Source organism: Streptomyces sp. HSW2009 (assembly GCF_040240285.1).
GTDB lineage: Bacteria > Actinomycetota > Actinomycetes > Streptomycetales > Streptomycetaceae > Streptomyces.
Window position 1 is genome coordinate 1 of record NZ_JBEHZD010000165.1, and the last position, 14,049, is coordinate 14,049.

General features: G+C 71.7%; 10 protein-coding genes. 5 read left to right on the forward strand and 5 right to left on the reverse strand.

Annotation, left to right across the window (positions count from 1 at the left end; all coding sequences use genetic code 11):
- Window positions 1-245: 245 nt before the first annotated feature.
- A complete protein-coding gene (locus AAHZ94_RS14850) occupies window positions 246-1,439 on the reverse strand; it encodes an RtcB family protein (RefSeq protein ID WP_349993348.1) in 1,194 nt (397 codons plus the stop codon).
- A gap of 174 nt (window positions 1,440-1,613) precedes the next feature.
- On the opposite strand from AAHZ94_RS14850, the gene AAHZ94_RS14855 reads away from it, so the two are divergent.
- The 4 genes from AAHZ94_RS14855 to AAHZ94_RS14870 all read left to right on the forward strand — a co-directional run bounded on the left by AAHZ94_RS14855 (window position 1,614) and on the right by AAHZ94_RS14870 (window position 6,875).
- A complete protein-coding gene (locus tag AAHZ94_RS14855) occupies window positions 1,614-2,717 on the forward strand; it encodes a DUF3558 domain-containing protein (protein ID WP_349993349.1) in 1,104 nt (367 codons plus the stop codon).
- Window positions 2,718-3,029: 312 nt separating this feature from the next.
- Window positions 3,030-3,848 carry a hypothetical protein gene (locus AAHZ94_RS14860; protein WP_349993350.1) on the forward strand — a complete coding sequence of 273 codons (819 nt, stop codon included), beginning with the start codon at window positions 3,030-3,032 and terminating at the stop codon, window positions 3,846-3,848.
- A gap of 138 nt (window positions 3,849-3,986) precedes the next feature.
- Window positions 3,987-4,202: a hypothetical protein gene (locus tag AAHZ94_RS14865; protein WP_349993351.1), complete on the forward strand. Its 216-nt coding sequence runs from the start codon at window positions 3,987-3,989 to the stop codon at window positions 4,200-4,202.
- 216 nt (window positions 4,203-4,418) lie between these two features.
- On the forward strand, window positions 4,419-6,875 hold the full coding sequence (locus tag AAHZ94_RS14870) for a DUF2637 domain-containing protein (RefSeq protein WP_502964677.1): 2,457 nt from the start codon (window positions 4,419-4,421) through the stop codon (window positions 6,873-6,875).
- Window positions 6,876-6,995: 120 nt separating this feature from the next.
- Here the strand turns inward: AAHZ94_RS14870 and AAHZ94_RS14875 are convergent, their stop codons facing one another.
- Together AAHZ94_RS14875 and lysS are read right to left on the reverse strand one after the other, a co-directional pair.
- Window positions 6,996-7,208 carry a hypothetical protein gene (locus AAHZ94_RS14875; RefSeq protein WP_349993353.1) on the reverse strand — a complete coding sequence of 71 codons (213 nt, stop codon included), beginning with the start codon at window positions 7,206-7,208 and terminating at the stop codon, window positions 6,996-6,998.
- A gap of 303 nt (window positions 7,209-7,511) precedes the next feature.
- Window positions 7,512-9,245 (reverse strand): lysine--tRNA ligase, encoded by a 1,734-nt coding sequence (gene lysS / locus AAHZ94_RS14880; protein WP_349993354.1) that lies wholly within the window; start codon window positions 9,243-9,245, stop codon window positions 7,512-7,514.
- A gap of 445 nt (window positions 9,246-9,690) precedes the next feature.
- On the opposite strand from lysS, the gene argS reads away from it, so the two are divergent.
- Window positions 9,691-11,478: an arginine--tRNA ligase gene (gene argS / locus AAHZ94_RS14885; protein WP_349993355.1), complete on the forward strand. Its 1,788-nt coding sequence runs from the start codon at window positions 9,691-9,693 to the stop codon at window positions 11,476-11,478.
- A 120-nt stretch (window positions 11,479-11,598) separates the two neighbouring features.
- Here argS and AAHZ94_RS14890 read toward each other — a convergent pair whose 3' ends face one another.
- Together AAHZ94_RS14890 and AAHZ94_RS14895 are read right to left on the reverse strand one after the other, a co-directional pair.
- Entirely contained in the window at window positions 11,599-12,057 is a 459-nt protein-coding gene (locus tag AAHZ94_RS14890) for a hypothetical protein (RefSeq protein WP_349993356.1), read from the reverse strand.
- 98 nt (window positions 12,058-12,155) lie between these two features.
- Complete coding sequence (locus tag AAHZ94_RS14895) at window positions 12,156-13,910, reverse strand: alpha/beta hydrolase (RefSeq protein ID WP_349993357.1); 1,755 nt, start codon at window positions 13,908-13,910, stop codon at window positions 12,156-12,158.
- Window positions 13,911-14,049: the final 139 nt, after the last annotated feature.

Below are 14,049 nucleotides of genomic sequence, written 5' to 3' on the forward strand. Positions count from 1 at the left end.
GTGCGTTCGCGTGGTCGCGACGGGACGGGGCCGCTGCGCCGGGCCGCGGCGGTCCTGACCTCGCTGAGCGCGGTCGTGGGGGCCCCCCGGGGGGGCGGGGCCCCCCCCCCCGCCCGGGCCGGCCGCCGGCTCCCGCCCTCGGGCAGGCGGCCCGGCAGCCGCCCAGCCACGCAAGAATGCCCCCACGCACGTGCGGGGCCCGAGCCCCCCGGCCCCGGCCCCCGCACACCGTACGGCGCCGCGCGCTACCCCTTCACGCACACCACCTGCTTGAGCTTCGCCACCACCTCGACCAGGTCCCGCTGCTGGTCGATGACCTTCTCGATCGACTTGTACGCGCCGGGGATCTCGTCCACCACGCCGGCGTCCTTGCGGCACTCCACGCCCTTCGTCTGCTCCTCCAGGTCCTGGGTGGAGAAGCGCCGCTTGGCCGCGTTCCGGCTCATCTTGCGGCCCGCGCCGTGCGAGGCGGAGTTGAAGGAGGCCGCGTTCCCCAGGCCCTTGACGATGTACGAGCCGGTGCCCATGGAGCCGGGGATGATGCCGAGTTCGCCGGCGCCGGCCCGGATCGCGCCCTTGCGGGTGACGAGCAGGTCCATGCCGTCGTACTGCTCTTCGCTGACGTAGTTGTGGTGGCAGGAGATGACCTCGTCGAACGTCACCCGGGCCGTGCGGAACTCGCGCCGCAGGACCTCCTGGAAGAGCGCCATCATGATCGACCGGTTCTTCTTGGCGTACTCCTGGGCCCAGAACAGGTCGTTGCGGTACGCCGCCATCTGCGGGGTGTCCGAGACGAAGACGGCCAGGTCACGGTCGACCAGGCCCTGATTGTGCGGCAGCTTCTGGGCCTGGCCGATGTGGTACTCGGCCAGTTCCTTGCCGATGTTGCGCGAACCGGAGTGCAGCATCAGCCACACCGCGCCCTGCTCGTCCAGGCACACCTCGACGAAGTGGTTGCCGCCGCCGAGCGTGCCCATCTGCTTGGTGGCCCGCTCCTGGCGAAACTTCACCGCATCGGCCACGTGGTCGAACCGGGACCAGAAGTCGTCCCAGCCCGCGGTCGACAGCCCGTACAGCCGGCCCGGGTCCACCGGCGAGTCGTGCATGCCGCGGCCCACCGGGATGGCCTGCTCGATCTTGGACCGCAGCCGCGACAGGTCGTCCGGCAGATCGCTGCTGGTCAGCGACGTCTTCACGGCGCTCATGCCGCAGCCGATGTCCACCCCGACCGCCGCCGGGCAGACCGCGCCGTGCATGGCGATCACGGAGCCGACCGTGGCGCCCTTGCCGTAGTGCACGTCCGGCATGACGGCCAGACCCTTGATCCACGGCAGGGTCGCGACGTTGCGGAGCTGGTCCATCGCACCGCCCTCGACCGTGGCCGGATCGGCCCACATGCGGATGGGCACCCGTGCGCCCGCTACCTCTGTGTACGTCACGTCGTACCCCATTCCCCCGTGAAAGACAGAAAAAAGACAGAAAAGTGAAAAGCCGGACCTGGCGCTACATTCATGACCGTGAACCGGCGAACGCGCTAGCGGTTGAGGTAAACATTGTCTCCATCGGCCGCCCTGGTGCGGCAACCAGTTTTCCGGGGAAGGGAGCCGCGGACAGTGCAGCGAAGGCCGTACGTACCGGGCACCGCGCTGACCGCCGCCGCGCTCGTCGCGGGGCTCGCCGGATGCAGCGGGGAGACCGCCGCCACCAGCAACGACAAGAACCAGCCAGGCAGTTCCAACTCGACGACGAACGCACGGCCCGGCAAGTTCCGCACCCTCCCCGAGCCCTGCGGCAGCGTCGGCGCCGACACCCTGCGCGCCCTGCTGCCCGGTCTTGACGACCAGGACGAGGAGGCGCAGGAGGCGGTGTTGGAGGGCCAGCCGGCCGTCACGTACGACACCGACCGCCGGGTCGGCTGCCGTTGGAAGCTGACGACGCCGGAGGGCTCCCGACACCTGACGCTCGACTTCGAGCGCATCGTCTCGTACGACCCCGGGGTCGGCGACGACGAGCGGGCCGCCGCAGCGTACGCGAAGAAGGCGAAGGCGGCGAAGATCCCGCTGGTCGACGCCACCGCGAGCCCGAGCAGCAGCCAGCCGAGCGGGACCGAGAGCGCCTCGCCGAACCCCGACGGCACCGCGTCGCCGCAGACCGGGACCGCCACCACCGACGACGGGGTCACCACGGCCGACGCCGACCAGCCGGACATCGTCCGGGGCACGGGCGAGGCCCCGACCACCGCCCCGCACGGCCGCGCGGACCTGGCCGACACCACCGCCTGGCACCTGGCGTCCGCCCGCGACACGGGCCAGCGCGGGGAGCGCACCGCGGTGCGGGTGGTCGCGAGCACCGACGACCCGTCCGCCCCCACCTCCGCCACGCCGTCCACCGGCGGCACGCCCCCGCCCGGCGGCAGCCCGTCCGACGCCGGCCCATCCGACGGCGGCGGCGAGCCGGGCGACGACGGGGAAGCGCCCGACCTGTCCCCGCGGCAGCTCGACGGGCTCGGCGACGAGGCGTTCTTGAACGACGAGTTCAAGAACGCCGACTCCGGCGTGCACCGCGACATCACCATCGTCTTCCGATCGTCCAACGTGATCGTCACGATCGAATACGACCAGTGGTCCACCGACCCGCAGCACCTCCCCGACAGCGCGGAGCTCCAGGAGAAGGCGCAGGGGCTGGCCCGTAAGCTGCCCGGACGGTTCGGCGACTAGGACGGGACTCCGGGACGTGGACGTGCAGGACCCGGACGGGGCGTCTCACGACGCGTACGTACGAGGACGACGAGGGCGGCGCGTACGGCCCCTGCGGCCCGTGTCGCCGGCGCGCCGGCCGCGGTCGGCGCGGGTCACGGGGCGCCGCGCACCGTCACGCTTCGGCGACTAGTTCAGCGATTACCGTCACGGTTCGGCCGACCTGCGGCCACGGCCGCGTACCGTGCCGAACGAGTCACGCGGCGGGACGGCCGCCCACCGACAGAGAATGAGCGAAGGACCATGCACCGAACAGCACCGAGACTCGCCCGAATGCTCGCCTGCGCAGCCGTACCGGTGATGGCGGTGGCCGGGTGCTCGTCCGACTCGGGGGACAAGGACCCGAAGGACGACGCGTCGAAGTCGGCCTCCGTCAACCCGTCGCCGACCGTCGCCGCCGCGCGGTACGCCAAGCTCCCCGAGGCGTGCAAGACGCTGGGCCAGCGGACCGTGGACGACCTGGTCCCGAAGGCGAAGGACAAGAAGGGCAAGACGCTCCCCTCGGCGAACATCAACGAATCCGCGAGCTGCCTGTGGTCCGGCCTCGACGGGTACCAGTACCGCCAGCTCAGTGTCTCGATGAAGCTGTTCCCCTCGGAGCTCAACCTCGGTACGGGCGACAAGCGGGCCGCCGGCTACGCCGCGCAGCAGACCGAGCGGGCCAGCACGGCGGACGGCGCGCGGGGCGCCAAGAAGAGCACCGCAACCGGCATCGGCGACGAGGCGACGACCGTCGGCACGACCGTGAAGAAGGACGGCGACGACTTCAAGAACGAGACGGTGGTGGCCCGCGCCGCCAACGTCGTCGTGACGGTCGAGTACCGCGGCGCCGGCTACGAGGACGCGAAGCCGCCGAAGCCCGAGGACCTCCAGAAGGACGCGCAGAAGGCGGCCAAGGAGGCGGTGTCCGCGCTCGCCAAGGCCAACGAGGACCAGCCCACCGAGTCGGCAAGCCCCCAGGACAACACGGGCTCCAACCCGGGCTCCGGCTCGGGCACCGACGGCGACGACGACCACAAGAGCACCGACACGAGCGGTGACGGCGACGGTGACGGCGGCTCGGGCAAGAGCAGGGGCTCGGGCCGCCACTGAGTGGTGTGGTTCCCGGTGGGCGGGGGCGAGGTTGCCCCTCCCGCGGCCGGGAGCGGGCTGGTTCCCGGTAGGTGAGGGCGAAGGCTACTCCTCCCGCGGCCGGGAGCGGGTTGGCTCCCCAGGAGGTGAGGGCGAAGGTTGCCCCTCCCGCGGCCGGGAGCGGTTTGGGTGGGGGGGGGGGGGGGGGGGGGGGGGGGGGGCGCGCCCGGGGGGCGGGGGGCGGGGGGGCGGGCCGCGGGGCCGGGGGGGGGGGGGGGGGGGGGGGGCGCCCCCCCCCCCCCCCCCCCCCCCCCCCCCACCGTCGCGTACGGGCCGTGTCCGCGGCCGGCCCCGTACCAACGGAAGCGCAGGTGACAGCCGTACGCGCAATGCCGCGGCAGTCACGGAGCGCGACATGGGCGCACCGTATGCGACGGCGGCCCGCCCAAAACGGGGCGCAGGCCCCGGCGTGCGCCGGGAACGGAGCGCTGCCGCACGCCTGTTCGCCCCTGGGGGCACTCCGAGCTTGACGCGTATGCCAGGCTTGGCGCGCTAGTTGCCGAGGGCGGGGAGGGATCGCGGGTGGCCGCGATGCAATTGACGCGCACACACCGAATACTCATCGGGGTGATCATCGCCGGTGCGGTGGTGATCGCCGCGATCGGGTTCGTCGGGTCCTACGCCGCGGTCCGTGACCTCGCGCACGACAAGGGGTTCGGCAGCTTCGCCAACGTTTTCCCGATCGGCATCGACGCCGGAATCGTCGTACTCCTCGCCCTCGACCTGCTGCTGACGTGGATTCGCATCCCGTTCCCGCTGCTGCGCCAGACCGCCTGGCTGCTGACCGCCGCCACCATCGCCTTCAACGGCGCCGCCGCCTGGCCCGACCCGCTGGGCGTCGGGATGCACGCGGTCATCCCCATCCTGTTCGTCGTCGCCGTCGAATCCGCCCGACACGCGGTCGGCCGCATCGCGGACATCACCGCGGACCGGCACATGGAGTCCGTCCGCGTCGCCCGCTGGCTCCTCGCCCCCTTCCCCACCTTCCGGCTCTGGCGCCGGATGAAGCTGTGGGAACTCCGCTCCTACGACGAGGTCATCCGGCTCGAACAGGACCGCCTCGTCTACCGCGCCCGACTGCGCGCCCGCTTCGGCCGCGCCTGGCGCCGCAAGGCACCCGTCGAATCCCTGATGCCGCTGCGCCTGGCCCGCTACGGCGTACCGCTGTCCCAGACCGCCCCGGCCGGCCTCGCCGCCGCCGGCATCGTCATCCCCGCGGAACGCGCCCTCGCCATCAGCATCGGCGAACCGGCGGCTGACGCGACGGGCGCCGGCGACGCCGACGCGCCCCAGCGGGTGGCGGCGGAACGCGTGGACGCCGCATCCGGCGCGGCCGGCGCGGCACCGGATGCGGCTGGGGCCGCTGAAGTCGGCGGCACGACCGCGCGTGGCCTGGCCACCGCAGGCCCGGGCCCCGCCGCGCTGGAACCCGGGCAGGGGGCCACGGCCGCCGCGTCACTGACCAAGACGCCACCGCAGGATGCGGGGGCGGCTGGGGCTGTAGCTGGAGCTGGGGCCGCGGGTACGGGTGCGGCTGGCGCTGGTGCGGGCGCTACGGCTGCGGCTGGTGCGGCCGGTACGAGTGCTGCTGGTGCCGGTACCGCCGCCACCGGTACGCCGGGTGCTGGTACGGCCGCCGCGGCGGCGGGCGCGCCGGCCGGTGCGGTCGCGACCGGTGGGGCGGCCGAGGCTGCCGCGCCGGCGAACGCCACGGCGGGGGCCGCGGGTACGGGTACGGGTACGGGTACCGCCGCGAGTGCGGGTGCACAGGCCGCTCCCGCCGCGCAAGCCACCCCCGCCGCACAGGCAACCCCCGCCGCGCAAGCCACCCCCGCCGCACAGGCAACCCCCGCCGCGCAAGCCACCCCCGCCGCACAGGTCACACCGGCCGCGGACACCGCGCAGACCGCCGGTACCAGACAGGCCGCGCACACCGGACAGGCCCCGAACGGCGCCGGCTCCCCGCACGGCGCCGGCGCCGCTGCTGGTGCCGCACCCACCACCGCGGCCCCCGCCCAGGCCGCCCCGCCGGCCGCCGCGGCCCACCCGGCCACCACGGACGCACCAGCGGCAACCGCAACGACCGACACCACAGCCCCCACCGCCGCCCAGGCGGCCCAAGCAGTGCAGCCGGCCCAGGTGGCCCAACCGGCCCAGGCCGCGCACCCGCACTCGCACCCGCACCACGCCACCAACGGCTCCCCCGTCCCGGCGGCTGCCGCCGCGAACGGCGCACTCGCCCACGCGGGCCAGCCCACCGGTCAGCCCGCAGCCCAAGCCGCCGCAGGTCAGCCGGGTGCCGCGACGGCTGCGGCGGCTGACGCAGGTGCCATGGGCGAAGCCGGTCAGCCGGGTGTCGACGGCGGCCCGGTGACCGTGCCCGTCGGCTCCGGCGGACGCCGCCGTACGCTCGGCAACGCCCAGTACGGCGGCCACCCGGGCCCGGCGGGCGGCTACCCCGACGAGCGCCCGTACCCGGTCGAACTCGCCTACCCGGACGAGCGCCCCTACCCGCAGGAGCGCCCCTACCCGCAGGAGCAGCCCTACGCGCCCGAGCAGCGGGCCGCGGCGCACCGCGACGAGTGGCGCGCCGGCGGGTACGAGGACCACTACGAGGAGCGCCGCATCGAACGGCGCGTCGAACGGCGCGAGAGCCTGCGCGAGGAGCGCGGCGCATCGGTCGCGCTGCCGGACTACCCGTCGGACGCCACCCAGGAGATCGCGCTCTCCGCGCTCACCGACGACGTCCCGCAGTCCGCACTCCCCGACGACGTGCCGCGGGACGAGGCGTTCTACGGCGCCTTCCGCCGGTTCGTGGTGGAACGCGGCGCTTTCCCCGACTCCCGGCAGTTCAGCCGCTATCTGCTCGACCTGTACGGCATAGCCGGCGTCGGCGGCGGCCCGCTCCCCGCCCACGGCCTGCGCCGCGAACTCCGCGAACTCCGCGCGCGCTACCAGATGGAAATGGAAACCCAGCACACTCCGTAGCGCCCCCGGGGCGAGGGCCTGAGGGGTGGTTGAGGGGTTGAGGGGTTGAGGGGTTGAGGGCTTGAAGGAGGGGGCGGGGTCCGGCGACCGGTGGCCGGGCGCCCCGCCGCACCCCCCGTCCTACGCCCGCTTGCCCCGCCGGGACATCCGCCCCAGCTCACCCCAGAGCGCGCACACGAGACCGACCGCGGTGATGGCCACGTAGCCGCTGTGGGGAATGTCGAACCACTGCTGGAGCAGGCCCCACGGCTTCTCCCCGAAGACGCGCCCGCAGATGCCCAGCGCGCCCTGGATGGCGACGACGGTTCCGGCGATGCCCACGATCTCTCTCATGGTCCAAGCGTCTCCGGGCCGCCCGCGCCACGCGTCCTCCGCGCGGGCGAAAGCCCACTCGGCCGAAGGGTGCAGCCGCCTCCCGCACCCGTCCCTCGAACGACGCAGCGCACCCCCGCCGCACCCCGCGGACAGCACCCCCGCCACCGCTCCGCGCACACCCCGAACCAGCCCCGCCCAGACATGCCGAGGGCCCGTAGGGACATCCCCACGGGCCCTCGCCCACACCACGCACCAGCCCATCGGCCGGCACGACCCGTACCAACAAGCACGGCCCCTACCGACCGACCGGCGCGGCGGCGGTTACGCCTTGCCGCCCAGCAGGTGGCGCACCCGGTCGGCGCCCCCCGCCCGCAGCAGGGTGGGCAGCCGCGGGCCGGTGTCGCGGCCGACCAGCAGGTGGTAGAGCAGCGCGAAGAACGTGCGCTGCGCCACCTTCAGCTCGGGCGTCGGCTTCGCGTCCGCCGGCAGGCCCGCCTGGATCTTGGGAACCCCGTAGACGAGGGTGGTCAGGCCGTCGAGCGACCAGTGCGTGTCCAGCCCTTCGACCAGCAGCCGCAGCGACTCGCGGCCCTGCTCGTCCAGCGAACCGAGCAGCTCCTCGTCCGGCTCCCCGCGCACCAGGGTGCGCTGGTCGGCCGGGACCTGGGTGGTGATCCAGTTCTCGGCCCGGTCGAGCCGGGGCCGCACCTCGTCGAGCCCGGCGATCGGGTTGGCCGGGTCCAGTTCGCTGAGGATGCGCAGCGTCTGGTCCTCGGCGCCCGCCGTGACGTCCACCACCGAGGCCAGCGTGCGGTACGGCAACGGGCGCGGCGTGCGCGGCAGTTCACCGGCCGCGGTCCGGGCGGCGCGGGAGTGCGCGGCGGCGTCGGCCGGCAGCGCCGTACCGTCCGCGACCTTCGCCTCCAGCTTGTCCCACTCGTCGTACAGCCGCTGGATCTCCTGGTCGAAGGCGACCTTGAAGGACTGGTTGGGCCGGCGGCGCGCGTACAGCCAGCGCAGCAGCGGCGCCTCCATGATCTGGAGCGCGTCGGCCGGCGTGGGCACGCCACCGCGCGAGGAGGACATCTTCGCCATCCCGGAGATGCCGACGAACGCGTACATCGGCCCGATCGGCTGCTCGCCGCCGAAGATGCCCACGATCTGCCCGCCGACCTGGAACGAGGACCCGGGCGACGAGTGGTCCACGCCCGACGGCTCGAACACCACGCCCTCGTACGCCCAGCGCATCGGCCAGTCGACCTTCCACACCAGCTTGCCGCGGTGGAACTCGCTCAGCCGCACGGTCTCCGCGAAGTCACACGCCGAGCAGGTGTACGTGAGCTCGGTCGTCTCGTCGTCGTAGCCGGTGACGGTGGTCAGGTCCTTGCCGCAGCCCCCGCAGTACGGCTTGTACGGGAAGTAGCCCGCGGCACCCGTCGCACCGTCGTCCTCGGCCGCCGCGCCGGAGCCCTCCGCGGCCTCCAGCTCCGCCTCGTCCACCGGCTTCTGCGACTTCTTCGGCGGCGCCTTCTTCGTCCGGTACTGGGCGAGCACCGCGTCGATGTCACCGCGGTGCTTCATGGCGTGCAGCACCTGGTCGCGGTAGACGCCCGAGGTGTACTGCTCGGTCTGGCTGATGCCGTCGTACTCGACGCCGAGCTCCGCCAGCGCCTGCTCCATCGCGGCCTTGAAGTGCTCGGCCCAGTTCGGGTACGCGGAACCGGCCGGCGCCGGCACCGAGGTCAGCGGGCGCCCGATGTGCTCGGCCCACGACTCGTCCACCCCGGGCACCCCGGCCGGGACCTTGCGGAACCGGTCGTAGTCGTCCCACGAGATCAGGTGGCGCACGGCGTGCCCGCGGCGCCGGATCTCGTCGGCCACCAGGTGCGGCGTCATGACCTCACGCAGGTTGCCGAGGTGGATCGGGCCGGAGGGGCTGAGTCCCGAGGCGCAGACGACGGGTTTGCCCGGGGCACGTCGCTCCGCCTCGGCAATGACGTCGTCCGCGAAACGGGAGACCCAGTCGGCCTCGATGCTCTGAGCCACGGTCGGCACTTCCTTCCTTGCGGTCCTGGCGGGGCCATTCTCCCAGACGCCCCGGGCCGGGCCCGCCCCCCCCGGCGGGCGGGGCGGGCGCCCGGGTGGCCCGGGACGGGCAGGGGCGGGGTGGCGGTGGGTGGCCGAGGACGGTGGGCAAGCCGAGGGCGGTGGGCAGGCCGGGCGGCGGTGGGCCGCCGGCCGCGCCCCGCGGCGCCCCGCCCCCCCCGTCGCCCCGGCCCCCCGGCCCCCCCCGCGCCCCGGGGGGGGGGGCCCGCGGCCCGCGCCCGGCGGCGCCGCTCCCCCGAGGTCGCCGCTCCACCAGGGCAGCCCGGGCGACCGGCGGTCGGGCCCCGTAGCCATCCGGGGTGGTCGAGCCCGCAGGTATTCCGAAAACTCACCGGGCCCGCCGTGGGATACTTGGTCGACCCTTCGCACCTCCAAAAGGAATGGCGCACCTGTTATGGCCTCGGTCCCTTCCCTTTCCGCTACGGTCCACCAGCGCATCGCGAACGCCCTCTCGGCAGCCCTGCCGGAGGCCGGTTCCGCGGACCCGCTGCTGCGACGAAGCGACCGGGCGGACTTCCAGGCCAACGGGCTGCTGGCGCTCGCGAAGAAGCTGAAGGGCAACCCGCGGGAGCTGGCGGGCCAGGTCACGGCCGTCCTCGACGGCACGGCCGAGGGCGCCGAGCGCCCGGCGGACGACGTGGTCAAGGACGTCGAGGTGTCCGGCCCCGGCTTCCTCAACATCACCGTCAGCGACCAGGCGATCGTCCGTACGCTGGCCGCCCGCGCCGCTGACGAACGGCTCGGCGTCCCGTACGCGGAGCACCCCGGCACCACGGTGATCGACTACGCGCAGCCCAACGTCGCCAAGGAGATGCACGTCGGGCACCTGCGCTCGGCCGTGATCGGCGACGCCGTGGTGCGCATCCTGGAGTTCTCGGGCGAGCAGGTGGTGCGCCGGCACCACATCGGCGACTGGGGCACCCAGTTCGGCATGCTCATCCAGTACCTCACCGAGCACCCGCACGAGCTGGACCACGGCGACGCCGCCGAGGTCACCGGCGAAGAGGCGATGTCCAACCTGAACCGGCTCTACAAGGCGTCCCGCGCCCTGTTCGACTCCGACGAGGAGTTCAAGACCCGGTCCCGGGACCGGGTGGTGGCCCTCCAGTCCGGGGACGAGGAGACACTGGCGCTCTGGCAGCGCTTCGTGGACGAGTCGAAGATCTACTTCTACTCGGTCTTCAACAAGCTCGACATGGAGATCCGGGACCCCGACGTGGTCGGCGAGTCGGGCTACAACGACATGCTCGACGAGACCTGCCGGCTCCTGGAGGAGTCGGGCGTCGCGGTCCGCTCGGAAGGCGCGCTGTGCGTGTTCTTCGAGGAGTACAAGGGCCCGGACGGCAACCCCACCCCGCTGATCGTCAGGAAGTCCAACGGCGGCTACGGGTACGCGGCCACCGACCTGTCGGCCGTCCGCGACCGGGTGCAGAACCTCAAGGCCAACACGCTGTTGTACGTGGTGGACGCCCGCCAGTCGCTGCACTTCCGGATGGTCTTCGAGACCGCGCGGCGGGCCGGCTGGCTGAGCGATGACGTGCAGGCCGTGCAGTTGGCGTTCGGCACGGTGCTCGGCAAGGACGGCAAGCCGTTCAAGACCCGGGAGGGCGAGACCATCCGCCTGGTGGACCTGCTCGACGAGGCCGTGGACCGGGCGGCGACGGTCGTGCGCGAGAAGGCGCAAGACCTCACCGACGAGGAGATCGCCGAGCGCGCGGCACAGGTCGGCATCGGCGCGATCAAGTACGCCGACCTGTCCACGTCGGCCGCCCGGGACTACAAGTTCGACCTCGACCAGATGGTCTCACTGAGCGGCGACACGAGCGTGTACCTCCAGTACGCGTACGCCCGCATCCAGTCCATCCTCCGCAAGGCCGGCGAGACCCGCCCGACCGCCCACCCCGAACTGCCGCTCGCCCCCGCCGAACGCGCGCTGGGCCTGCACCTGGACCAGTTCGCGGAGACGCTGGCCGAGGTGACCGCGACGTACGAGCCACACAAGTTGGCCGCCTACCTCTACCAACTGGCCTCGCACTACACCACCTTCTACTCGGAGTGCCCCGTCCTGAAGGCCGAGACCACGGCCCAGAGCGAGAACCGCCTCTTCCTCTGCGACCTCACCGCCCGCACCCTCCACCAGGGCATGGCGCTGCTCGGCATCCGCACCCCGGAACGCCTGTAGCCCCCGGGGGCCCGGGGCGGAACACCTCTCGCCCTGCGGGCCCGCCCCTCCACTGGAACTCGGCCTTGCTGCCCCGCCTCCCCTTTGTTTTGGGGAGGCGGGGCAGTGGCGTGCGGGGGGTCAGTACTCGTACTTCGCCGACTTTCCCTCGGGAACCTCGAAACAGGCGGAGGCGAGGCTCACGTAGAGCAGGGCGCGTTTCCTGCCGTTCGGCGACGGCTCCAATAGCTCGACGTTGACCGAGAACTTGTCCTCACGAAAATCTGCCACCAGGGAGAGCTGCTGGCTTTTGGTGCGCGCCGGCCCGTAAGTGGATATGTCCCACCCTCTACCGGGAAGCTGCTCCTTGAGCCGCACCATCGCCTTTTCCAGTTCTGCTATCGGAGGCCCCGCCAAGGACCAGGCGCTGTGGATCCGATAGAACTTGTCGTCGTCCCTTTCACCGCACGTCCCCACTGCGGTGGCCGGTTGCTTCAGATCACCCTTCAAGTCAATGATCTGAAGGAGCTCCCGAGACAGGCCGAGAGACCGACTCTGAACCTCGTCCATGTCTCTCACCTCAGGCTTATCATCATCCATCCCCGAACACCCCATCATTCCGGCTAACAACGGCACCACTAACAGGGAAAGAAAGACCCGAGCCCGCCCTATCCGCCCCCAACAAAAACCAGCATCCATCACGAAGTCACCTCACTGACCTCGCCGTACTGCCCAATGACCACCCGAGCCTGATTCTTCAGGCTCTCGGAGTCCTCATTCCAGTAACCGCTGTGACCTTCGGTATCGGTATGCATTTGCTGCGCCCCGAAGCGGTCATCACTGGGAATCACGAAGTCGATGCCAGAATCTGCGTGCACCTCTTTATGACCATGCTTAATACGCCCCACTTCGGGAATATAGTCCCCCTTGGCGTCTTCGTTCCACGCGTGCCCCTTCGGCACGTCCAGGTCCGTGGCTCGCCCCACCTGGACGCCTGGGCTGCCCACCGTGATGACGTCATCCGCATTCAGGTCTCCCTGCCGGGCGGCGGAACCAACGAGCGTGGAGCCGTAACTGTGCCCCATGACGGTGAGGTGGCCAGGAGATTCCGCCGTACGGGACGCATGGATACCGTCAACGAACTGGTTCAGCTCCGGAGCCCCCTCGTTGGCTCTGTCCGAGGACATGGGCTGCCAGACTCCTTGGGGCGCGTCGTAGCCGAGCCAGGTAATGGTGGACACTTTCTGGCCATCCGCAGCCGCATCCGCTTCGAGCCACAGGCTCGTCATGCGTTTGATGTCATGAGAGAGATTCCCGAACCCCGCATCGGTACCCGGCACATAGACCGCCGTGTGATCAGCCGTATCCGGATTACCATTGGCGATGATGGCACGCCCCCTCCCCTCGGGCGAAAATCCCAACAAGTAGGCGCGGGGGAAGCGCTCTTGGCCGACATCCGGCTCTCGCATGAAACGACTCTGCACCTCCTCCATCCCCTTGATTGACCTTTCGAGGTCGTTTTTCCTCGCGTTCCACTTGATCCACTCGGTGGACTTGGTTGCCATGGGGTTTCCCCTGCTGCCGGGCACGTATTCGAGCGGCTCGGGTGGAAGCGCGTGGAGCTGCTTCCGGTACTCGGCCTGCTTCTCCGCGAGCACCGCCCGGTTCGCCTCGTCCCTGGCCACGGCAGGAATACCATCCAGATTCCCGATGCTCGACGGATGAAGGGCGACGTAATCGGCCTGCTCGTCCTTCGAGAGCGCCTTCCACCACGCGGCGTTCTCCTTGGGGGACTTGTCCGCGGGAATGGTCTCCGCGGGAAGCGCATCGCCGAGGGCGTTCCGTACGGCGGCCGTGTCCCGCTGGGCGTCCACCCAGTCCGTATCGGAGATCTTGAGATCGCTGTCCGCGTGCAGCCGCCCCAACGCCCGCGCATACCGGGCGTCCACCTCAGCGGCCTCCCGGAGCGCACCCGCTATGCGGTCGACGTACTCCTGGGCCCGGGCCCGCTTCCCGTCCCCGACGGGGGCGATGACCACACTGGGACTGCTGCCCTGCACGCTCTGCTGCGGCAGCAGCGGAGTGGCGGGGGTCTTCTCGACCCAGTGCACGGAGCCGTCGGACCGCACGGTGAACTTCTCCGCCTCGGCCTCCGTCACGGCGTCGTTCAGCTTCTTCTGTGCTGCGCGGAGTTCTCGGGCCAGATTGTTCAGCGCCGTACGGACCAGGGCGCTTTCGACCTGGACGTAGTGGCAGTTCTGCGCGAGACCGTGGAGGCGTACGACCGCCGCATCGACTCCCTCACCCTTCAAGGAGAGCTGCAAGGACGTGGCGACCTCGTCCGTCACGCGGTCCTTGGCCGCGCCCGCCCCGCTGCTGAGCTTCTGCCACCCGTCGGCCGCTTCCTCCAGCTCCGCTGGCCGTAAGTCCCTGAGCTGAGTGAAGGTCACCACCGTGACTGGCCCCCTTCACCCGGCGCGGGGGGGGGGGGGGGGGCGGCGGGGGGCGGGCCCGCCGCGCCTGTCGTTCTCGGTCGCACTCGATCTCGTGGAGAAAAATTAGAAAAAATCAGGACATAGCCGAACCCTTCGA

Coding starts and splice junctions, on each gene's coding strand:
- AAHZ94_RS14860 (WP_349993350.1), top strand. CDS start 3,030: ATGCTCGCCTGCGCAGCCGTACCGGTGATGGCGGTGGCCGGGTGCTCG.
- AAHZ94_RS14870 (WP_502964677.1), top strand. CDS start 4,419: ATGCAATTGACGCGCACACACCGAATACTCATCGGGGTGATCATCGCC.
- AAHZ94_RS14875 (WP_349993353.1), bottom strand. CDS start 7,208: ATGAGAGAGATCGTGGGCATCGCCGGAACCGTCGTCGCCATCCAGGGC.
- argS (WP_349993355.1), top strand. CDS start 9,691: ATGGCCTCGGTCCCTTCCCTTTCCGCTACGGTCCACCAGCGCATCGCG.
- AAHZ94_RS14890 (WP_349993356.1), bottom strand. CDS start 12,057: ATGGATGATGATAAGCCTGAGGTGAGAGACATGGACGAGGTTCAGAGT.